Consider the following 18,961-nt stretch of genomic DNA (forward strand, 5'->3'; position numbering starts at 1 on the left):
GTCACGCTCCGTCGCTGGATTCGGCATGAGGACGGCTCGCTCGCGCCAGCGCCACCAGGATGCCGGCCTGCGCCGCCGCGTCGAGCAGGTACGAGGGAGCGATGCGCCCGCGAGCCACGTAGACGACATCGATCGCCGCCAGCGACGCGGCGCTCCCGGCCGCGAGACCCAGCACCTCCGGCGTGACCCGGCGGCGGGCCGCGGCGCTCGCGACGGTCCCGCCGACCACGGTCACGACCGCGCCGACGGTCTGCACGAGCCACCACTCGCGCTTGGGTCCCGTGACCGCCTCGAACGCGCGCCGCGAGACGAACGGCAGCAGCCCGGTCCCAAGGTAGTACGCGGCTTGCCCCAACAGCACGGGTCGTGCGCGTTCGGTGTCCATGACCCCGGTGCTACCCGCCGGGACCCACTCAGCGCGACAGCGGGCACTCGTGTGTCGTCATGGCAGGCCATACGCCGGTTCCTCGCAGCCGCGGGCGGTTAACCGCACCCGCGGCGTCGGCGCGCCCCGAGCAACTCACGAGCGCCCCGTACGAAGCGAACCCGGGACCGATGAAACGCTTCAGCCCTCCCCGGAATCGCCTCTTACAGGAGCTGCTTTGAACCTCGCCCTCCGTGCCGCGGCCGCCACCCTGGCGGCCGTTGCGCTCACCCCTGCCGTAGCGTCCGCCCAGCAGCAGTACACCGTCGACTTCGGCTGGACGCCGGAGCAGCCGACCGTGACCGAAAAGGCCACGCTGCGCGCCGCGACCACCGCGCCGGACGTCAACTGGGACTTCGACGCCGACGGCGACTTCGACGCCCGAGGCGCCGTCGTCGAGCACCAGTTCGCGACGGCCGGCGCCCACCGCGTGACCGTGACCGCGAGCTGGCCCGGCGCCGCGCCGATCGTCAAGAAGACGACCAAGTCGATCTGGGTGCAGGCCGCCGCGCAGGCCACCCCGACCCCGACCCCGACCGCCACGCCGGTCGTGACCCCCGCGGCCACGCCGGACATGGCGCCGGTCTCCACGCCGGCGCCCGCTCCGGCTCCGCCGCCCTGCCTGAAGGTCGTCCCGCTCGGTGGCGGCACCGACGCCGACACCGCCGGCTGCTTCACGCAGTCGACGATCCCGAACGCGACCCGCTACCGGACGCCCTCTTCGGTCGACATCAACGGCTTCGTCCTCAAGCCGCACCCGGGCAAGTTCGTGGACGTCGAGGTCCCGCGGCCCGGCGGCAAGCTGTGGGTGCGCTCGGCGGGCGTGACCGTCTACCTGACCGGCAGCACGACGCCTCCGCCGGTGCTCCATACGGGCGCGCTGAACTGGAACATCGCGGGCGCCGAAGTCAAGGGCTTCCAGATGAGCTCGCTCGGCGGGATGAAGGTCAAGTCGCTCTCCGCGCCCAAGCTGCTGCCGAACGGCACCGCGCAGCTGACCGCGAGCTTCGTGCTGCCGTCCAAGCTCGGCGGCGGCACCTCCGACCAGCCCGCGACGATCAAGACGGGCGCCGGCGCGCCGCCGATCCTGTTCAAGCTCAAGCACGCCTCGCTGCCGGGCCTGGACCTGAGCTCGCTGACCGTCCGCTACGCGAACGCCGACAACTGGGCCGTCGACGCCAAGGTGCAGCTGCCGCAGCCGATCGGGCTGAAGGTCACGGGCGGGCTGTCGGTCAAGAACGGTGCGTTCAACCAGCTCTACAGCAACACGAGCCTGGGCTCCAAGCACGGCCCGGTCCACCTCAAGCGCCTCAGCTTCGCGATCGAGGCCGACGCGGCCAAGAGCGCCTGCAAGGCGCCGGGCGCCAAGCTCTCCATGTGCGGTGACCTGTCGCTGACCGCCGGCCCGACGCTGCTCGGCGCGCCCGCCCTCTCCCTCGACGGCGGGTTCGGCCTCAACGTGTTCGAGACCAAGCCGAGCGTGCTGAAGGCGTACGGCAAGGTCAAGCTCGTCGGCATGACGCTCAAGGACGCCGAGTTCGAGATGCGCGACACCGGCTACGTCGGCGTCAAGTCCAAGATGCACATGGGCTGGGACGGCGTGGCGACGATCAAGGGCACGTCGAGCATCGAGTTCCAGGGAGCGAAGTTCAACGGCGAGTCCAAGGACCAGGTGTGCCTGGAGTTCGTCGACTACTGCCTCGGGGCCGAGACGCTGATCTCGACCAAGGGCATCGCCGCCTGCCTGACGATCGACCTGTGGGCGTACGACTGGCATCCGGGCATCGGCGTCAAGTGGGGCCAGTGGCCGGACCTGTACTGGAGCGGCTGCGACCTCGCCCCGTACCGCGAGACGTTCGCCAAGGCGGCCGCCGCGGGTGACCGCAGCGTGCGCCTGCCCGCCGGCCTGCCGGGCGCGGCGATCGCGATCAAGGGTGCCGAGGGCGCGCCGCGCGTCGCGCTCGTCGGCCCGAAGGGCGAGCGCTTCGAGGTGCCCGCGGACAACCGCCCCGTCGCGACCAAGCGCTTCTTCGTGATGAAGGCGCCGGCGACCGACCTGACGCAGATCGCGATCGCCAAGCCGAGCGCCGGCACGTGGAAGGTCGTCCCGCTCGATGGCGCGACCCTCACCTCCGTCAAGTCGGCCGAGGGCCTGGCCCGGCCGTCCGTGAAGGCCAAGCTGCGCAAGGGCAAGCTGACCTACACGGTCAAGCGCATCCCCGGCCAGGTCGTGCGCTTCACCCAGAACGGCCGTGACCTCGGCCGCGCCCGCGGCGCCAAGGGCTCGCTGCGGGTGAAGGCCAAGGGCACGGTCGTCGCCCTGGTCGAGCAGAACGGCCGCCTGCGCGACCGCGTGACGATCAAGCGGTAGCGCTCCCGTCACCTCGCGCGAGCGGCGACGCGTAGAACTCGCGCAGCGCGCGCACGAGCTCATCGGGCACCTCCATGGCGGCGAAGTGGCCGCCGCGGGGGTGCTCGGTCCACGAGACGATGTTCGTGTTGTCGCGCTCCGCGAACGGCCGGATCGTCTTGAAGTCGTCGGCGAACACGGCGACGCCGATCGGGCCGTCATTGACGCGCGACGGCGTGTCCTTCTCGACGTGGTGGAACACGACGGCACCGGCCGACGTGTTGGTCAGCCACTGAAGGCTGACCTGCACGAGCACCTGCTCGGGGCTCATCAGGCTGGTGCCGTTGCCGAAGTTCTCGAACAGCTCGTGATAGGCGAGCATCCCGACCGGCGAGTCGCTCAGTGCCGCGGCGATCGTGAGCGGGCGCTTGGCGTTCATGTCGGCGTAGCCGTTGACGGTCTGGAACCAGCCCGCGAACTCGAGCGCCGCGTAGTCGTCGGGGCCCATGCTCTCGAACTCGGCCGGATCCCCCGAGGGGAACGAGAACAGCTGCAGCACGTGCGCACCGAGGAATCCCTCGGGATGCAGGATCGCCAGCTCGCGGGAGAGCATCGCCCCGCCATCGGAGCCGTGCGCGCCGTAGCTCTCGTAGCCCAGCCCGCGCATCAGCCGGTCGAAGGCCCGGGCGGTGCGCTCCAGCGTCCATTCGGTCGACGACAGGGGCGTGCTGAAGCCCATGCCCGGCAGGCTGGGGATGACCAGGTGGAAGGCATCCTCGGCGCGGCCGCCGTGCGCCGCCGGGTCGCTCAGCGGGCCGATCATGTCGAGGAAGTCCGCGAACGAGCCGGGGTAGGTGTGCGTGAGCAGCAGCGGCGTCGCGTGCTCGTGCGGTGAACGGATGTGCAGAAAGTGCAACGTCTGCCCGTCGATCTCCGTCCGGAACTGCGGGTGGGCGTTCATCCGCGCCTCGTGGGCGCGCCAGTCGAACTCGCTGCGCCACCGCTCGATCATCGCGCGCAGATACGAGGTGGGCGCTCCCTGCTGCCAGCCGGCACCGGGCCACTCCGCCGCGTAGCGGGTCCGGGCCAGTCGGTCCTGAAGGTCGTCGAGGGCGCTCTGCGGAATGTCGATCGTGAACGGCTCGATCGTCAGGGCGTTGTCGGCAGTGGTCGTCATGAACGACAAGCTACGATCAATTCCGGTGCGAAACGTTCCGCAATCGATCCGGACCGGACGCGATCGGCGTGCGTGACACGTCGAGCCGGCTGCTGTTGCTGCTCGGGTACCTACAGAGCCAACCGGTGTGGAGCGGGGCGGACCTCGTCGCGCAGCTCGGGGTGACCGACCGGACGCTGCGCAAGGACGTCGAGCGGCTGCGTTCGCTCGGCTACCCGGTCGACGCGACGCGTGGCCCGGGCGGGGGCTATCGGCTCGGACGACACGGCCAGCTTCCACCGTTGCTGCTCAGCGACGACGAGGCGGTCGCCGTCGCGATCGGCCTCGGAAGCGCCGGCACCGCCCCTGGACTGGCCGAGGCCAGCGCGTCGGCGATGGCCAAGCTCGAGCGGACGCTTCCGGACCGGCTCCAGCGCCGCGTCCGGGCCATCCACAACAGCACCGACGTCGGGCCGGCCAACACCGGCACCAACGAGCCCGAAGCGCCGGTCGACCCTGATCTTCTCGCGCGCTTAGCCGCCGCCATCAGCGGCCGTGAAGGCGTTCGCTTCACCTACGACGGCGGCGAGCGACCGGTGACCGCGGACCCTTACCGGTTGGTGAGCTGGCAGCAGCGTTGGTATCTGGTCGCTCGCCAGCATCCGGACCGCGAGTGGCGTGTGTTCCGAGCCGACTGGATGCACCTGCGGTTCCCAGGCGCGGCACGCTTCACGCCGGCACCGCTCGACGGCGGCGACTACGCCGCGTTCGTGCTCCGCGAAGTCGCGGCCACGGGCTGGAAGTTCCACGCGCGCATCCTCGTCGACGCGCCCGCCCAACAGGTGCTCGACCGCATCAACCCCGCGGTCGGCGTGGTCGAGACCGTCGACGACGGCCACAGCGTCCTGGTCACCGGCGCCGACAGCCTCGAGACCGTCGCCGTCTGGATCGGCATGCTCGGGATCGACTTCCACGTGACCGAGCCACCGGACCTCGTCGAGCATCTGCGGGTCCTCGCTCGCCGCTACCAGCAGTCAGTACCAGCGTCCTGAGGCGCGAGCCGCCCCGTTGCGCGTCATGACGGGAACATCGGCTCGATCCCGCCGGTGCGCCGGTTCAGCACACGCGCCGCCAGTCGGACCCAACCGAGCACCGACACGATCGCGACCAGGCCACCGACCGCTGCCGAGGCGCCCAACGGCGCACCGATCGTCCCGGCCGCGACCGCGATCGCACTGCCACCGATGACGCTGTTGATGATCGCCACCACCGTCGCGAAGGAGAACAGCTGTGAGCGTCCTTCGGCCGGCAGCCCCATGTTCTCGAACACGCCACGGCCGTCGTCGTGGCCCGAGAGCAGCAGGAGGTTCGCCTGGTCGCCGGCGACCTGCCGGTAGTACCCGCGGATGCGGTTGATCGCGAGCCCGTAGCGGAAGTCGGCGCTGCATTCCACAAGGCGGATGAACGTGAAGGCGCCGAGCAGGTACAGGGTGGGCAGGACGGTGAGCGCGAACACGTTGAACGCGGCGCCCACCTCGGAGGCCTGCCCGATGAAGCCCAGGGCGACGAGCGTGCTCGAGACGGCGCCGATGAACAGCGCGGTTCGCGACGCGCTTTCGCTCATCGTCTGCGACCGCGCGCCTTGAAGGGTGAAGTGCTCCGTGGTGAGCACCGCCAGCAGCTCCTGCCTGTCCGGCCCCTCGGTCATCCCGGACCGCTCAGCCGAGCGACACCTGCTCGCTGCGGTCGACGCCCGAGCCGCGCTCCGGGTCCCGGCCCTTGATGAGCACCCAGTGCTCCGAGACCGTCGCGCGATACAACCGCAGGAGCGACTCGCCGCGGATCTCGTCCAGCTCCCACCCGCGTCCGTTGTCGCTGCGGGACGCGCGGTCGAACACGTCGATGCCCCGCTGAAGCTCCTCGCCCGTGAGCTCCTCGGCCATGCCCTTCATGGACACCGCCTGGGCGCCACCGACCGGAACCGACGAATCGAAGATCGAGATCGCCACCTGCGGACGGGCGGCGAGGTTCAGCGAGTGCTTCGCCGTCGGCGAGGACACCCAGTGAAAGCGCACGTGGTCCCGGAACGCGAACCAGACCGGCGTGACCCAGGGCTCGCCGGTCTCGAAGACGGTGCCGAGCACCATGTACCGGTTCGCGGCTCAGCCACTGGAAGTACTCGGGTCCGCCCATCCCCCACAGCCCCGGCCAGCCCTCGGCGGCCGCGTAGCCGTCGAGTGAGATGATGAAGTCGACCATCAGGCTTGACATCAGGTCTCGTCCTTTCGCAGGTGTGTCTCTCGCACGGCCTGGAATGACTCGCACAACGGCAGCCCCCGACGACCGCCGCTTCGGGAATTACCGAAGCGTCCGGTCTCACGCCCGGTCGTAGAGCGCCAGCAGCGCGACCGCGCGGGCTGTTCTGCGGATGGCGACGTGGCGCCCCTGGCGCATCCGGGTCACCAGGCCCGCGGACTCCAGTGCGGCGAGGTGGTGCGAGACGCCGCTGGGCGTGAGAAAGAGCCGCTCGGCCAGCGCGCCGGGACTGCGGGCGTCCGCGAGCGCGACGAGCACCGCCGCGCGGGCACTCCCGAGCAGCGCTTCGAGCGAGTCGGGCGCGAGCCGTTCAGGAGCCTCGGGCGCTCTCGACGGAGGCAGTGCGTAGCGAAGGCTCAACAGCCGCTGACCGTAGTCGTCTCCCCAACTGCCGGCGGGAGCGTCGGCGAACAGCGGGACGAGCTGGACCGAGTTGGACACCGTCAATCGTCCCGACTGCTCGGTGTGGCTGGGGAGCACGAGCGCGCCGCGCTCGATGCGTCCCGGCAGCGCCCGCACGGCGGCCAGCTGGCCGCCGGCGCCGCGGCCGGAGATCGCCTCCAGTTGCTCCACCTCGCGGGCCAGACGATCATGCGCGTTGGCCCACAGCGGACGGACCTCCGACCAGATCAGCCTCAGCCCGGCGAGGTAGTCCTGGAGCCACCCTGCGGGATCACGATGGAGGTGCATCCATGGGCCCGTGGGTCGCCCGGCCTGGGCGGCATGCTCGATCGCGAGGCCCAGCTCGTCCGGAGCCGTCACGGCCAGACGCTCGAGCTCCTCGCGCATCGATGCCCGCGGCGCTGCGGCCAGAAGCGGGTTGGGCGCCCCGTCGCTGGCCATCGAGGTCGGGCGAAACGCCGTGAGGGCGCTGAGCGTCCGCCGAGGCATCGTCCTGCGCAGCAGCCGGCGCTGCCAGGCCGACAACACCGCTGGGCGGCGCGCCCCGACGAGGTCGCGGACCGCCTCGACCACCGTCGGCATCGGCGACAGGATCGGCTCCAGCTTCGCACCGTCCAGGTCGATCAGCCGGACGCGCTGACAGGGCTGGAACCGATCGACCGGCATCGAGCTCACACGCTACCGGCGTCGGCGCCGCGCAGGTTCACCGCTCCGTCACGTCACGCGGGCGGCGAAGTGGAAATTTGCGGCGCGTGATCCTCTCGAAGATCCGCGTCGCGGCGGGTGTGCTCGCCGCTGCCGCGATTGCTGCCTCGCCCGCAACGGCCTCGGCCGACGCCACGCTGCTGAGCGTCAATGACTCGCTGGACAAGACGACGTTCGGCGGGTTCACCGTCGGCGGCCTCTCCGCGCTCGCCCGCACGAGCGGCAACCAGGCGCTCGCGCTGACCGACAACCAGGGCGCGACCGCCGCCCGCTTCTTCACGCTCCGCCTGCGCGGCGATCGGGTGCAGACGACGAAGGTCACGACCCTCAAGCGCCCGGACGGCACGCTGTTCACCGGCCAGGACTTCGACGGCGAGGGCCTGGTGGTCGAGGACGAGGGCACGCTGCTGATCTCGTCCGAGACCGAGCCGGTGATCCGCCGCTTCGACCGCAACGGCGAGCAGCTCGCGCAGCTCAACACGCCGCCGCGGTTCGGCCTCGCGCCCAACGGCCAGGCCAACACGAACCAGACGTTCGAGGGCCTCACCGCGACCGAGGACGGCGACACGCTGTTCGCCGGCATGGAGGGCCCGCTCAGCGCCGACGGCCCCACGCGCAACCGCATCATCCGCTACGACAAGCCGCGCCGCGGCGACTTCATCCCGACCAAGCAGTACGCGTACAAGACCGACGCCAACTTCCTGGTCACGGAGATCCTCGCCGTCGACGACGAGCGCCTGCTCGTGCTCGAGCGCAGCAACGTGAACGGCCAGTGGGGCATCCGCGTCTACCAGGCCTACCTCGGCGCCGCGCAGGACGTCAGCAAGGTCGCCGCGCTCGACGACAACAGCCCGTTCCTCTACAAGCGCCTGCTGGTCGACGTCGGCCAGCACACCGACCTCGTGGACAACATCGAGGCGATGACGCTGGACGGCGACGTCCTGACGCTGCTCAGCGACGACAACTTCAACGCCGCGCAGACCACGCGCGTGTACCGCTTCAAGGTCAAGCTCAACGCGGAGCCGATCCTCGAGGGCCGCGCGCTGTACCCGGCCACGCAGTACCAGCCGGGCCCGACCTCCGGCAACGTGGGCGTCGGCGCCAACAACGGCATCACGCCGCCGTTCCCGGGCCAGCCGATCGTCGGCTTCTCCGGCGCGCTGCGCGACGGTCCCAATCGCTACCTGGCGATGCCCGACAACGGCTTCGGCACCAAGGGCAACTCGCGTGACTTCCTGCTGCGCGTCTACAAGATCTTCCCGAACTGGAGCACGGGCAAGATCGAGGTCAACGGCTTCCTGAGCCTGCGCGATCCGGACCGCAAGATCCCGTTCGAGATCGTCAACCAGAAGACGCCCGAGCGCCTGCTGACCGGCGGTGACTTCGACGTCGAGGCGATCGCCCGCGACCGCAAGGGCGACCTGTGGTTCGGCGAGGAGTTCGGCCCGTACCTGCTGCACACCGACGCCACCGGCAAGGTGCTCGACGCGCCGATCGCGCTGCCCGGCGCCAAGTCCCCTTCCAGCCCGGACCTCGAGCCCGGCGAGGCCGCGACCATCCAGGGCAGCCGCGGCTGGGAGGCCGTCGCCTCCAGCCCGGACGGCCGCACGCTGTACCCGATCGTCGAAGGTCCGCGCCTGGACGACCCGGAGAAGCAGCGCCGCTTCATCTACGAGTTCGACGTCGCGAGCAAGCGCTACACAGGCCGCCAGTGGCAGCTGAAGGCGGACGGCCCGACGCTGCAGATCGGCGACGCGATGGCGGTCGGCGAGCGCGAGCTGATCATCATCGAGCGCGACGACTTCGAGGGCACCGAGGCGCGCATCAAGAACATCGTCAAGATCGACCTCGACGAGGTCGGCGCCGACGGCTACGTGAAGAAGACGCACGTGCTGGACCTGCTGCGCATCCGCGACCCGTTCGGCATCGGCGGGCTCGGCGATCCGTTCCGCTACCCGCTGCAGTCGATCGAGGTCGCGGTCCCGGTCGGCAAGGACCAGCTGTTCGTCGTCAACGACAACAACTTCCCGGATTCCGACGGCCGCGTCACCGGCAAGGTGGACGACGTCGAGGCCATTCTGATCCACGTCCCAGGGGGATGGGAGGACTGAATGCCTGAGACCCCCCGGCGGCAGCTCGTCGGAGCTGCCGCCGCGGGGGCGGCGCTGTCGCTGCTGCCCCGTTCGCTGCACGAGGCCATGGCCCAGCCCATGCGTCCCGGCGGCTGAAGGCGATCGCCACCCGCTCGAGCTGCGCAACGGCAAGGCGATCTTCGCCCAGCCGTCGCCGGGCGGCGACGTGCTGCCGTTCTCGGAGCGCGCGCCGCCCCGGCTCGGAGCTGCCCTCAGATCTGGTTGACCCCGCCGTCGACATACACGTTGGCGCCGAGCATGAAGCTGCTGTCGGAGGAGGCGAGGAAGGCCACGACGCCCGCCATCTCGTCGAAGTGCGCGGTACGGCCGATGGGCAGGGCGGCCGCCAGGCTCTCGTTATAGGCGGCGATGTTCTCCGCTCCGACGAGCTCGGCGACCCCGGAGGTGTCGGTCGGACCGGGGGAGATCGCGTTGACCCGGACGCCTCGGTCCTTGAGCTCGTTCGCCCAGGTGCGCGCGAAGCTCCGCAGCGCCGCCTTGGATGCCGCGTAGGCGCCCATGGTCGCGGCGCCTCGCTCGGCGGAGGTCGATGCGTTGATGATCACGGACGCACCCTCGTTGAGGAGGGGGATCGCCTTCTGCACCGTGAACACGGTGCCGATGACGTTGATGCCGAAGATGTGGTCGAGGTGCTCGGGCGTGGTTTCGTCGATCGTCGCGAAGGACGCGACGCCCGCGTTGGCGAACAGGACGTCGAGTCCCCGGCCGTGAGCGGCGACCGCGTCGTAGAGGCGATCGAGATCAGCCGGGTTGGTGATGTCGCCGGGGACCGACGTGACGTTGCGGCCGATCGCCGCCACGGCGTCCTTGAGCTCGTTCTCGCGGCGTCCGGTGATGAAGACGTGCGCCCCCTCATTGACCAGCCGCGCGGCGGTCGCGCGACCGATCCCCTTCGTTCCGCCTCCGGTGACAACTGCGGTCTTGCCTTCGAACCGGTTCATTCTGACTCCTTGCAGATTTCGGCATCGATCGATGCCGAAACGACCGTAGCACTTGTGCAACGGTCGCTGCCGAATTGGGTAGGCTGGAGCGTGTGGAACCCCCGAAACGAGGCCGGCCGCGCAGCTTCGATCTCGAAGTGGCGCTGGAGAAGGCGCTTGACGTGTTCTGGGAGCACGGATATGAAGGCGCGAGCATCGCGTCGCTGACCGAGGCCATGGGCATCTCCGGCAAGAGCCTGTACGCGGCGTTCGGGAGCAAGGAAGAGCTGTTCCTCGCGGTCCTGCAGCGCTACGAGCAGGGCCCCGGCGCCTACGCGCGCAAGTCGGTCCTGGCTCCGACGGCGCGCGAGGTCGCGAGGACCTATCTCGAAGGCGCCGTGCGCGCGGGCACCCAACCCGGCCGGCCCGCGGGCTGCCTCGGCGTCCGCGCCGCACTCGCCGTCGGCGTCACCGGCCAAGCCGTGCAGGCCATCCTCACGGACTGGCGGGCCGCGAACCACGCCGCACTGCGCGAACGATTCCAGCGCGCCATCGACGAAGGCGACCTCCCGGCGGACGCCGACCCCGAGATCATCGCCCGGTACCTCACGACCGTCGCCGACGGCGTGTCCGTGCAGGCGACCGGCGGGGCATCCGCGAAAGCCCTTCAGCGCGTGGTCGACGTGGCGCTGCTGCACTGGCCACCGGCGTGACCGACTGCGCGGGGCCGGTTATCCGAGGCGCCGTGTCGTCATAGTGCGGCAGGGCATACAGGTCCCACCACGGATCGAGCGTCACACCAGCGATCGACTCATAGAGTGAACCCGGTTGCTCCGACCACTCGGGTGAGCAGAGCGCCGCCAACTATCGCCGACAGTGCCCGATGTCGATCGCGCGCGCTCCGCGATGGAGTTCCAGTCGGTCAGCCTCGTGATTCTCCCGCGCGACCACAGCAGATTAACCGTCAGAAAGTCACCATGCACAAAGACGGCAGTGTCGTTTGGTGGCGGCACCCCTCACCAGGGTTGACGTTCTCCTGCTCCAAGCTCCCCTGCAGATCCAGCCCGGCGGGATGGTGCCGTGCCCTGTTGGCACTTTGTTGCTCTGAAGGAAGCGGGACAGGCCGCGACCCGCGCCACAACGCCGTTCGCCGTGTGCGGCCAGCTTTACCTCGGAGGTAATTGTAGGGGCACGCCGCATCCGGCAGCCTCCTGCGCATGCCCAAGACTTACGCCATCGCGCACCTGCAAGACGTCCGGATGGGCCCGGAGATCGCCGAGTATCTGGGCCGCATCGACGAGACGCTCGAGCCGTTCGACGGCCGGTTCCTCGTGCACGGCATGCGGCACGAGGTCCTTGAGGGCGAATGGCCCGGCGACCTCGTCATCATCGAGTTTCCCGACCGCGCCCGCGCCGAGGCGTGGTACTCGTCGGAGCGCTATCAGCAGATCCTCCCGCTGCGCGTCCGCAACTCCGACAGCAACGCGATCATCATCGACGGCAACGCGGACGACCACCGCGGCGCAGACCTCCTGGCCGAGCTGTCCGGCTGAGCGGAGGAATCCCGGAGCTCGCGGCGGCCTAGCCGGAAGCCGCGCGGTTGACCCGCCGCGCGACCACCGCCCACGCGACCAGGGCGGCGCACACCGCCCAGAAACCGACGACCTCCCAGCCTTCGGGCAGCAGGTAAATGCCCTCTCGGCCGGCGAGTATCAACGCGACCAACCCGTACCAGAGCCCGAGCTCGCGGTACTGGCGCCGCCGGAGGCGATAGATCGTCGCGGCGACCGCGAGCACCGCGATGAACGCATAGAACGCGACGTCGATCATGGCCGAGGCAGCCTACTGAGCCGAGAAGTGATCGCGTCCGTGGCGCCGGAATTCGCGTCAGCCGAGGGCCCGACCGGCCTGCAGCGTCATCAGCGCCTCGAGCGCCGCGATGTGCACGTCCATCGCCGCGTCGACCCGCTCGACCTCGCGCGTGGCGAGCAGGTCGAGCAGCAGCCCGCGCGTCACCGCGATCCCCAGGCGCGCGGCCGCGTCGCTGTCCCGGAAGCCGAGTTGCCGGAAGATCGACGCCGCCGGCTCGAGCCAGCCGTCGATGATCCCGTCCAGCAGCGCCGTGGTGCCCGGGCGGCCCTGCAGCGCCTGGCCGTAGAGCTCGAAGAACAACCGCTCGTTCGCCCACAGCGCCTGGTGGGAGATGTGCTTCCACCAGGCGCGCATCGCGTCGCCCGGGGAGGCGGCGGGGTCCGGCGGCACGACCGTGTCGAGCAGCGCGCGCTGCCGCGCCTCCACCTCCTGCACGACCGCGACGAGCAGGCCCTCGCGCCCACCGAAGTGGTGGATGAGCATGCGGTGGCTGGACCCGATCGCGGCCGCCAGCTCGCGCAGCGACAGGTCGCTGACGCCGCGCTGGGCGATGTGGTCGATCACCGCGTCCAGCAGCCGCTGCCTGGGGTTGACGCCTGCCATGGCCAAAGTGTACCGTGTGGTACATGTCCTCCCCAGTCACTGTCTCCGTCGACGTCCCGCAGCCCCGCTCGGACGTTTACGCCTACCTCGACGTGATGGCCAACCACGAAGCCTTCACCGACCACCTGCTCACCGAGTGGAAGGTGTCCGGCCCGGCCACGGGCGTCGGCGCGAAGGCCAAAGTCGTCACCAAGGCGGGCGGCATGACCGACCACGCCGAGATCGAGGTCATCGAAGTCGAGCCCGGACGCATGATCCGCGAGCGCAACAAGGGCTCGAAGGGGCGCAGGGTCGCCACGGGCACCTACGTCCTCAGCGATCTGCCGGATGGCGGCACGCACATCGAGTTCACGTTCGCGTTCGAGCAGGTGCCGGCGTTCGAGAAGCCGCTCGTCCCGCTCATGCGGCGCATGATCCGCAAGGGCAACGAGCGCGCGATGGAGCGCCTCGCCGAGCAGCTTGCCGGGGTGCCCGCCGCCGCGTAGGTGAGACGATCCCCGCATGGGGATCACGTGGCCCGCCGTCGCCTTGTCGCCGACGCTCGCGGCGCCCGCCGAGCTGACGTTCAGGTCGGACGGCGTGCTCTTCGGCCTGAAGGTGGACGGCAGCGGCCGAGCGCCGCTGGTCGCGAAGCCCAAGGCGAGTTCATGAGCGACGCGGCGTGGGCGCCGGACGGGACGTCGCTGCTGTTCGCGCGCTTCACGATCACGGAGACGAAGCTCAGCAGCGAGATCGTCATGCGCGACGCCGCGTCCGGTGCCGACGGGCTCCTCGTCACCCAGGACGGCGGCCCGCGGCTCGCCTCGATGACCACCCCGTCCTACTGATGTTCGGCCCCGAGAACGCCGAGCTGACGGTCCACACCAAGCGCGCGGGCGCGGCGGCGAAGGCCGGGCACGACCTCACGCTGCTCGTCGAGCGCTGGAGCGCGACGGTGGACGGCGACGCGGTGACGCTCGACGCCGACCCGCGCTCGCTGCGCGTCGTCAAGGGCGCGGGAGGCATCACCTCGCTCGGCGACGAGGAGAAGGCCGCGATCACCCGGACGATTGACAAGGAAGTGCTCAAGGGTCAGCCGATCCGGTACGCGGACGGCGCGCTCACCCTGAACGGCGTCACGCGCCCGATCGACGTGACCTGGGACGGCACGGAAGGCCGCGCGCGGGTCAAGCAGACCGACTTCAAGATCAAGCCCTACTCGGCGCTGTTCGGGACCCTGAGGGTCGCCGACGAGGTCGAGGTGAGAGTCAGGAGGATCGATGGCTGAGCTCAACCACCGCTTCGATACGACGTGGAGGTCGTGCACGGCGACACGGACAACGCGCCTTACGGGCTCGACACCTACGGGCCGCGGCGTTCGTGCACTAGAAGCCCGGGGCGCCGCCGCCGCCCGGGCCGGGTCGCGACCCTTGGAGCTTCCTGTGAGGCGCGTGGGAGAAACCGGGTACTCGATCAGCCATGTTCAGGCTCATCGCCGCGCTCGCCGCGCTCACGCTGGTCGCCGTGCCCGCCGCCGCTGAAGCGAAGACTCTCCGTGGTAAGACCAGCCAGGGACGGGGCATCACGCTGACGCTCGGCGCCGACGGCGTGCCGACGAGCGTGAAGTTCAACTGGACGCTCTCGTGCAACAAGTCGAAGGCGAAGGGTCCCGTCAAGTCGAGCTTCCTCCGCCCGTTCGATCAGGCCACGCCCGACGCGCTCAACGACGCCGACACCGCACGGCGCCGCTTCTCCGGCGGTCTGCGCGTGCGCTATACGGGCAGCATCTCCGGCCAGCGGTCCGGCGAAGCCTGGTCCGGCACGCTGTCGATCCAGCGCGAGTTCTTCCGCAAGGGCCGCAGGTTCGACACGTGCAAGGCCGAGAACGTCACCTGGTCGGTCGCCTAGCGCGGGCGATCAGACCGTCAGCAGTTCGACGTCGCGGCCGCCCGCGAGCGTCACGATCCCGGTGTCGAAGGTGACGAGCCGGACGCCGTGGCGCCGCGCGAGCGTGAGCAGATGCGCATCGGTCACCTGCCGGGAGCCGGTGAATTCCGGGACGTCGGCGTCGGTCAGCGAGACGTCGTCGGCGAGGAAGCGGTGGGCGCCGGCTCCTCGGAGCGCCGCCAGCACGGCACGGGCTGCGGTGACCCCGATCGGGCTGGGCAGCACCTTCGGGTTCGAGGACACCCGCACGAAGCCGCTCTCGCTCGTCGGGCAGGTAGCCCACGCGGTGGAGCCGTGAGTATCGAACCACGCGCGCATCCGCGCGTGGTGCACGTGCGAGTCCCACGCCAGCGCCACGAGCGCGTTGACGTCCAGTAGCGCCATCGGATCAGTCTTCGTCGAGCGCCCGCCGCACCATCTCCGGCGTGATCGGCGGCGTGTTGGCCGGAACGCGGATCACGGGCAGCTCGCCGGACACGTCGACCTTCGCCGGCGTCAACCCGCGCCGGGCCAGCTCGGACACCACCGACCCGAGTGACCGCCGCTCGAGCGCCGCGAGCTCCTTGGCGGCCGCCACGACGTCGTCGTCGAGTTCGAGGGTCGTGCGCATCGCTTGATGCTAACGCATCACCGCATCACACCGGTTGCGCGGCTGCAGGCCCTCGCCTAGTCTCGCGAGCCATGAGCCACGTGACGCGGATCGAGCTCGGCGGCATCGTCGTGGACGTCCTGTGCGACGCGGTGGGCGACCATCCGCGCGCGCTGCCTGACGCGTTCCCCGGCGCGCCCGCGCTGGGCTGGGATGCGGTGCGAAACGCCTTTCCCGCCACCGTCGGCGTCGAGGGGCGCTGGCGGTTCGGCACGCACGTCCTGCTCGTCCGCACACCCGACGCGCGCGTGCTCGTCGACGCCGGCGTCGGGCCCGCGGGCACGGCGGCCGCCGACTGGTTGCACGTGACTGGCACCCTCGACGCGGATCTGGCTGCGCTCGAAGTGCGCCCCGAAGACATCGACGTGCTCGTGCTCACGCACCTGCACCAGGACCACATCGGCTGGCTGGTGGAGCCGGGAACGCGGACGCCGAGGTTCGCGCGCGCTCGGCACGTCCTCAGCGAGCCCGAGTGGACGTCGGTGCAGGACGCGATGCCCGCGCACCTGCGCGACACCTTCGAGCCCGTGCAGGCGGCGGACCTGCTCGACGTGGGCGGCGACCTCGTCGACGGCCTCGCGCTCCTCCCGCTGCCCGGCCACACGCCGGGACACAGCGGCGTCCTGATCGAAGGCGAGGAGCGGCGGCTGCTGTTCGGCGGCGACGCGTTCAACCACCCGCTGCAGATCGACGACCCCGGCGTGCCTTCCCTGGCGGACGCCGATCGCGAACAGGCGGTCGCGACGCGTCACGAGGTGCTCGCGCTCGCCCGTGGACAGGCGTTGACGGTGCTCGGCGCCCACCTGCCCGGCGCCCTGTGGCCGGAGCGCGCCGATGCCGCGGTCGGCTGAGGACCGCCGCGCGCTGCTCATCCGGCGCGCGCTCCTGGACCGGCTCACGCAGGATCAAGCGGCCGTGACGCTCGTGTCGGCGTCCGCTGGCAGCGGCAAGACCGTGCTGCTGCGCTCGTTCATCGCCGACGCGGGCCTCGAGGAGCAGACCGCGTGGGTGTCCGTCGAGCGCGACGAGCGCGACGCGCAGGCGTTCTGGCTGACCGTCCACGAGGCGGTCCGGCGGGCCGCGCGCGGCGGGGTCGAGCCGCTGACCCCGATGCCGCAGATGGCCGCGAGCCTCGTCGTGGAGCACCTGCTCTCCGAGCTCGGCGACGCGCACGTCCTGCTCGTGATCGACGACCTGCACGAGCTGCGCTCCGACGATGCGCTCGCCCAGCTGGAGACGCTGCTGACCTGGCGGCCCGCGGGGCTGCGCGTCGTGCTCGCTGCCCGCCAGGACCCGCGGCTCGGGATGCACCGGCTGCGGCTCACGGGCGACCTCGCGGAGGTGCGGGAGGCGGACTTGCGCTTCACGCGCGCGGAGGCGGCCGAGCTGCTGGCGGCGTCCGGGATCGAGCTGCCGGAGGCTGCCGTCGACCGGCTGCACGCGCGCACCGAAGGCTGGGCGGCGGGACTGCGGCTCGCGGCCCTGGCGCTCACCGGCCACCCCGACCCCGAGCGGTTCGTCGAGGAGTTCTCGGGGAGCGAGCGCACCGTCGCCGCGTACCTGCTGGCCGAGGTGCTGGAATGCCAGAGCGAGGACGTTCGCGGGCTGCTGCTGCGGACCTCGATCCTGGAACGGGTCAGCGGCCCGCTGGCCGACGCGCTGACGGGCACCTGTGGCTCGCAGGCGATGCTGGAGGAGCTCGAGGAGGCCAACGCGTTCGTCACCGCGCTCGATGCCGGGCGCACGTGGTTCCGCTACCACCATCTGTTCGCCGACCTGCTGCGCTCCGAGCTCCGGCGCACCGAGCCGGACGCGATCCTGCGGCTGCACGACGCCGCCGCGCAGTGGCACGAGGCCAACGGGGACGTGCTGGACGCCGTGCGCCACGCGCAGGCGGCTCACGAGTGGCGGCACGCGGTCCGTCTGCTCGCCGACCATCAGGTCAGCCTGGTGCTCAACGGGCGGTGGGGAACCGTCCACGGCCTGCTCAAGCAGTTCCCGGAGGCCGCGCGGCCGGACCCCGAGCTGATGGCACTGCACGCCACGGATCTGCTGATCTACGGTGCGCTCGACGACGTCGAGGCCTACCGCGGGCTCGCGGAGCGCCACGCGGAAGCGGTGCCCGTGGAGCGTCGCCGGCACTTCGCGATCATGCTCGGGCTCGTGCGGGTCGCGCTGGCACGCCGGCAGGGCGACCTCGGGTCGGTCGCCGCAGAGGTCGAGGCGCTGCTCGCCCCGGCAGAGCTGGAGACGCCGGGCGAGGTCACGCTGAGCAACGACGTGCGGGCGTACGCGTTGCTGAGCCTCGGAAGTCTCGAGCAGTGGCTGGTCCGCAGCGAGCGGGCGGAGCGGCTGTTCGAGCAGGCACTCGCGCTGGCGCGCCAGGGCGGACGGCCGCACATCGAGATCGACGCCCTCGGCCACCTGGCGCTTGCCGACGCGCAGCGCCGGTCGTTCACGCGCGCCCGCAGCCGCGCGGAACAAGCGCTCGCGATCGCCGAGGCCCACGGCTGGAGCGACGGGGGAGTCGCCGCGGTTCCGCTCGCGGTCATCGCGTCGGTCGACGTCTGGCAGGGCCGCTTCCAGGCCGCGGAGACGTGGCTGGACCGTACCGAGGCCACCCTGGCGCGGACCGAGCTGGACCCGTCGCTCAAGGTCAGCGTGCAGCTGGTGCGCGGGCGGTGGCTCGTCGGCGTGGGCCGGTTGCAGGAGGCGATCACGGCGTTCCGCGCCGCCGAGCGGCTCGAGGCCGGCCTCGACGTGCGCCACGCGCTGGCGGCGGCGATCCACCTGTGCCTCGTGCTCACGCACCTGCGACTCGGCGACCGAGCGGCCGCACGGGCGACCTTGGCCGCGGCGCCGGACAGTGTCGCGGGCGAGCTGCGCACCGCCGCCGCGGCCGTGCATGTCGCCGACGGCGAGCCGCAGGCCGCCGTCGACACCCTGCGGCCGGTCCTGGACGGCACGGTCCCGCTCCTGCGCGACGTGTACCTGATCCTGGCCATCCTCGTCGACGCCCGGGCGCACGACGCGCTCGACGACCGGGCCGCTGCCGAGGCGGCGATCGAGCGGGCGCTGAAGATCGCCGAGCCGGATGCGCTGTTGTGGCCGTTCGTGATGGTCGCCCCGCAGGCGCTGCTCGAGCGCCACCCGCGGCACCGCACCGCGCACGGCGCACTGCTGCACCAGATCCTGCTGCTGCTCGGCGGCGTCGAGGCGCGCGCGGCAGCCGAACCGTTGAGCGCGGCCGAGCTGCGGGTGCTGCGCTATCTGCCGAGCAACCTCACCGCCCCGGAGCTCGGTCAGGAGCTCATGCTGTCCACGAGCACGGTGAAGACCCATATGCGGCACATCTACGCCAAGCTCGGCGCCCACCGGCGCAGCGAGGCGGTCGCCCGGGCGCGCGCGCTCGGGCTGCTCGCGCCGCGCTGATTCGTACGAATCGTGTGACGACCGCTCATCCGGCGGGCGGCGAGGCTTGCGCC

General features: G+C 71.0%; 22 protein-coding genes and 1 pseudogene. 12 read left to right on the forward strand and 11 right to left on the reverse strand.

The annotated features are described in order from the left end of the window. Nucleotide 1: 1 nt before the first annotated feature. Nucleotides 2-385, reverse strand: a complete 384-nt coding sequence (locus OJ962_RS24410; RefSeq protein ID WP_202958260.1) for a hypothetical protein — start codon at nucleotides 383-385, stop codon at nucleotides 2-4. Nucleotides 386-602: 217 nt separating this feature from the next. Here OJ962_RS24410 and OJ962_RS24415 point away from each other — a divergent pair, with 217 nt between their 5' ends. Continuing rightward, on the forward strand, nucleotides 603-2,795 hold the full coding sequence (locus OJ962_RS24415; RefSeq protein ID WP_202958261.1) for a hypothetical protein: 2,193 nt from the start codon (nucleotides 603-605) through the stop codon (nucleotides 2,793-2,795). Here the strand turns inward: OJ962_RS24415 and OJ962_RS24420 are convergent. Further along, on the reverse strand, nucleotides 2,785-3,951 hold the full coding sequence (locus OJ962_RS24420; protein ID WP_202958262.1) for an epoxide hydrolase family protein: 1,167 nt from the start codon (nucleotides 3,949-3,951) through the stop codon (nucleotides 2,785-2,787). The genes OJ962_RS24415 and OJ962_RS24420 overlap by 11 nt on opposite strands. A gap of 68 nt (nucleotides 3,952-4,019) precedes the next feature. Between OJ962_RS24420 and OJ962_RS24425 the strand changes: the two genes are divergently transcribed. Further along, nucleotides 4,020-4,982, forward strand: a complete 963-nt coding sequence (locus tag OJ962_RS24425; RefSeq protein WP_202958263.1) for a helix-turn-helix transcriptional regulator — start codon at nucleotides 4,020-4,022, stop codon at nucleotides 4,980-4,982. A gap of 23 nt (nucleotides 4,983-5,005) precedes the next feature. Here the strand turns inward: OJ962_RS24425 and OJ962_RS24430 are convergent, their stop codons facing one another. The 4 genes and pseudogenes from OJ962_RS24430 to OJ962_RS24440 form a co-directional block, all read right to left on the reverse strand. Then, entirely contained in the window at nucleotides 5,006-5,638 is a 633-nt protein-coding gene (locus OJ962_RS24430) for a hypothetical protein (protein ID WP_202958264.1), read from the reverse strand. Nucleotides 5,639-5,648: 10 nt separating this feature from the next. Then, on the reverse strand, nucleotides 5,649-6,074 hold the full coding sequence (locus OJ962_RS24435) for a pyridoxamine 5'-phosphate oxidase family protein (protein ID WP_202958265.1): 426 nt from the start codon (nucleotides 6,072-6,074) through the stop codon (nucleotides 5,649-5,651). Between the two features lie 10 nt (nucleotides 6,075-6,084). Next, nucleotides 6,085-6,201, reverse strand: a pseudogene (locus tag OJ962_RS34520) (dihydrofolate reductase family protein); the annotation flags it as partial. 105 nt (nucleotides 6,202-6,306) lie between these two features. Beyond that, nucleotides 6,307-7,314: a winged helix-turn-helix domain-containing protein gene (locus OJ962_RS24440; protein ID WP_202958266.1), complete on the reverse strand. Its 1,008-nt coding sequence runs from the start codon at nucleotides 7,312-7,314 to the stop codon at nucleotides 6,307-6,309. Between the two features lie 86 nt (nucleotides 7,315-7,400). Here OJ962_RS24440 and OJ962_RS24445 point away from each other — a divergent pair, with 86 nt between their 5' ends. Then, nucleotides 7,401-9,464: an esterase-like activity of phytase family protein gene (locus tag OJ962_RS24445; RefSeq protein ID WP_202958267.1), complete on the forward strand. Its 2,064-nt coding sequence runs from the start codon at nucleotides 7,401-7,403 to the stop codon at nucleotides 9,462-9,464. 233 nt (nucleotides 9,465-9,697) lie between these two features. Here OJ962_RS24445 and OJ962_RS24450 read toward each other — a convergent pair whose 3' ends face one another. Next, the gene (locus OJ962_RS24450; protein WP_202958268.1) at nucleotides 9,698-10,447 is read right to left on the reverse strand and encodes an SDR family NAD(P)-dependent oxidoreductase; all 750 of its coding nucleotides are present in this window, start codon (nucleotides 10,445-10,447) and stop codon (nucleotides 9,698-9,700) included. Nucleotides 10,448-10,530: 83 nt separating this feature from the next. Between OJ962_RS24450 and OJ962_RS24455 the strand changes: the two genes are divergently transcribed. Both OJ962_RS24455 and OJ962_RS24460 read left to right on the forward strand, forming a co-directional pair. After that, nucleotides 10,531-11,139, forward strand: a complete 609-nt coding sequence (locus OJ962_RS24455) for a TetR/AcrR family transcriptional regulator (protein WP_407697540.1) — start codon at nucleotides 10,531-10,533, stop codon at nucleotides 11,137-11,139. Nucleotides 11,140-11,643: 504 nt separating this feature from the next. Next, a complete protein-coding gene (locus tag OJ962_RS24460; RefSeq protein WP_202958270.1) occupies nucleotides 11,644-11,979 on the forward strand; it encodes a DUF1330 domain-containing protein in 336 nt (111 codons plus the stop codon). Between the two features lie 28 nt (nucleotides 11,980-12,007). On the opposite strand, the gene OJ962_RS24465 is transcribed toward OJ962_RS24460, so the two are convergent. Both OJ962_RS24465 and OJ962_RS24470 read right to left on the reverse strand, forming a co-directional pair. Then, entirely contained in the window at nucleotides 12,008-12,256 is a 249-nt protein-coding gene (locus OJ962_RS24465) for a hypothetical protein (RefSeq protein WP_202958271.1), read from the reverse strand. A 57-nt stretch (nucleotides 12,257-12,313) separates the two neighbouring features. Continuing rightward, nucleotides 12,314-12,901, reverse strand: a complete 588-nt coding sequence (locus OJ962_RS24470) for a TetR/AcrR family transcriptional regulator (protein ID WP_202958272.1) — start codon at nucleotides 12,899-12,901, stop codon at nucleotides 12,314-12,316. Nucleotides 12,902-12,924: 23 nt separating this feature from the next. Here OJ962_RS24470 and OJ962_RS24475 point away from each other — a divergent pair, with 23 nt between their 5' ends. The 5 genes from OJ962_RS24475 (at nucleotide 12,925) to OJ962_RS24495 (ending at nucleotide 14,788) form a co-directional block, all read left to right on the forward strand. Next, the gene (locus tag OJ962_RS24475; protein WP_202958273.1) at nucleotides 12,925-13,386 is read left to right on the forward strand and encodes an SRPBCC family protein; all 462 of its coding nucleotides are present in this window, start codon (nucleotides 12,925-12,927) and stop codon (nucleotides 13,384-13,386) included. 16 nt (nucleotides 13,387-13,402) lie between these two features. After that, the gene (locus tag OJ962_RS24480; RefSeq protein WP_202958274.1) at nucleotides 13,403-13,552 is read left to right on the forward strand and encodes a hypothetical protein; all 150 of its coding nucleotides are present in this window, start codon (nucleotides 13,403-13,405) and stop codon (nucleotides 13,550-13,552) included. Then, a complete protein-coding gene (locus tag OJ962_RS24485) occupies nucleotides 13,549-13,728 on the forward strand; it encodes a hypothetical protein (protein WP_202958275.1) in 180 nt (59 codons plus the stop codon). Before OJ962_RS24480 ends, OJ962_RS24485 begins: the two co-directional genes overlap by 4 nt. Continuing rightward, a complete protein-coding gene (locus tag OJ962_RS24490; protein ID WP_202958276.1) occupies nucleotides 13,728-14,168 on the forward strand; it encodes a YceI family protein in 441 nt (146 codons plus the stop codon). The genes OJ962_RS24485 and OJ962_RS24490 overlap by 1 nt, the downstream gene beginning before the upstream one ends. A 191-nt stretch (nucleotides 14,169-14,359) precedes the next feature. Further along, nucleotides 14,360-14,788 carry a hypothetical protein gene (locus OJ962_RS24495; protein WP_202958277.1) on the forward strand — a complete coding sequence of 143 codons (429 nt, stop codon included), beginning with the start codon at nucleotides 14,360-14,362 and terminating at the stop codon, nucleotides 14,786-14,788. 9 nt (nucleotides 14,789-14,797) lie between these two features. Here the strand turns inward: OJ962_RS24495 and OJ962_RS24500 are convergent, their stop codons facing one another. Together OJ962_RS24500 and OJ962_RS24505 are read right to left on the reverse strand one after the other, a co-directional pair. Further along, complete coding sequence (locus OJ962_RS24500; RefSeq protein WP_202958278.1) at nucleotides 14,798-15,211, reverse strand: TA system VapC family ribonuclease toxin; 414 nt, start codon at nucleotides 15,209-15,211, stop codon at nucleotides 14,798-14,800. A gap of 4 nt (nucleotides 15,212-15,215) precedes the next feature. Further along, a complete protein-coding gene (locus tag OJ962_RS24505) occupies nucleotides 15,216-15,437 on the reverse strand; it encodes an antitoxin (RefSeq protein WP_202958279.1) in 222 nt (73 codons plus the stop codon). Between the two features lie 71 nt (nucleotides 15,438-15,508). Here OJ962_RS24505 and OJ962_RS24510 point away from each other — a divergent pair, with 71 nt between their 5' ends. Continuing rightward, nucleotides 15,509-16,327, forward strand: coding sequence for an MBL fold metallo-hydrolase (locus OJ962_RS24510; RefSeq protein ID WP_202958280.1), 819 nt, complete (start codon nucleotides 15,509-15,511; stop codon nucleotides 16,325-16,327). Continuing rightward, nucleotides 16,311-18,908 (forward strand): LuxR C-terminal-related transcriptional regulator, encoded by a 2,598-nt coding sequence (locus OJ962_RS24515; protein WP_202958281.1) that lies wholly within the window; start codon nucleotides 16,311-16,313, stop codon nucleotides 18,906-18,908. The genes OJ962_RS24510 and OJ962_RS24515 overlap by 17 nt, the downstream gene beginning before the upstream one ends. The last annotated feature ends 53 nt before the right edge of the window (nucleotides 18,909-18,961 follow it).

The sequence above is a fragment of the Solirubrobacter deserti genome, from assembly GCF_027587175.1.
GTDB classification, from domain to species: Bacteria; Actinomycetota; Thermoleophilia; order Solirubrobacterales; family Solirubrobacteraceae; genus Solirubrobacter; species Solirubrobacter deserti.

Coding starts and splice junctions, on each gene's coding strand:
- OJ962_RS24410 (WP_202958260.1), bottom strand. CDS start 385: ATGGACACCGAACGCGCACGACCCGTGCTGTTGGGGCAAGCCGCGTAC.
- OJ962_RS24420 (WP_202958262.1), bottom strand. CDS start 3,951: ATGACGACCACTGCCGACAACGCCCTGACGATCGAGCCGTTCACGATC.
- OJ962_RS24430 (WP_202958264.1), bottom strand. CDS start 5,638: ATGACCGAGGGGCCGGACAGGCAGGAGCTGCTGGCGGTGCTCACCACG.
- OJ962_RS24440 (WP_202958266.1), bottom strand. CDS start 7,314: ATGCCGGTCGATCGGTTCCAGCCCTGTCAGCGCGTCCGGCTGATCGAC.
- OJ962_RS24450 (WP_202958268.1), bottom strand. CDS start 10,447: ATGAACCGGTTCGAAGGCAAGACCGCAGTTGTCACCGGAGGCGGAACG.
- OJ962_RS24460 (WP_202958270.1), top strand. CDS start 11,644: ATGCCCAAGACTTACGCCATCGCGCACCTGCAAGACGTCCGGATGGGC.
- OJ962_RS24465 (WP_202958271.1), bottom strand. CDS start 12,256: ATGATCGACGTCGCGTTCTATGCGTTCATCGCGGTGCTCGCGGTCGCC.
- OJ962_RS24470 (WP_202958272.1), bottom strand. CDS start 12,901: ATGGCAGGCGTCAACCCCAGGCAGCGGCTGCTGGACGCGGTGATCGAC.
- OJ962_RS24475 (WP_202958273.1), top strand. CDS start 12,925: ATGTCCTCCCCAGTCACTGTCTCCGTCGACGTCCCGCAGCCCCGCTCG.
- OJ962_RS24480 (WP_202958274.1), top strand. CDS start 13,403: ATGGGGATCACGTGGCCCGCCGTCGCCTTGTCGCCGACGCTCGCGGCG.
- OJ962_RS24485 (WP_202958275.1), top strand. CDS start 13,549: ATGAGCGACGCGGCGTGGGCGCCGGACGGGACGTCGCTGCTGTTCGCG.
- OJ962_RS24490 (WP_202958276.1), top strand. CDS start 13,728: ATGTTCGGCCCCGAGAACGCCGAGCTGACGGTCCACACCAAGCGCGCG.
- OJ962_RS24495 (WP_202958277.1), top strand. CDS start 14,360: ATGTTCAGGCTCATCGCCGCGCTCGCCGCGCTCACGCTGGTCGCCGTG.
- OJ962_RS24500 (WP_202958278.1), bottom strand. CDS start 15,211: ATGGCGCTACTGGACGTCAACGCGCTCGTGGCGCTGGCGTGGGACTCG.
- OJ962_RS24505 (WP_202958279.1), bottom strand. CDS start 15,437: ATGCGCACGACCCTCGAACTCGACGACGACGTCGTGGCGGCCGCCAAG.
- OJ962_RS24510 (WP_202958280.1), top strand. CDS start 15,509: ATGAGCCACGTGACGCGGATCGAGCTCGGCGGCATCGTCGTGGACGTC.
- OJ962_RS24515 (WP_202958281.1), top strand. CDS start 16,311: ATGCCGCGGTCGGCTGAGGACCGCCGCGCGCTGCTCATCCGGCGCGCG.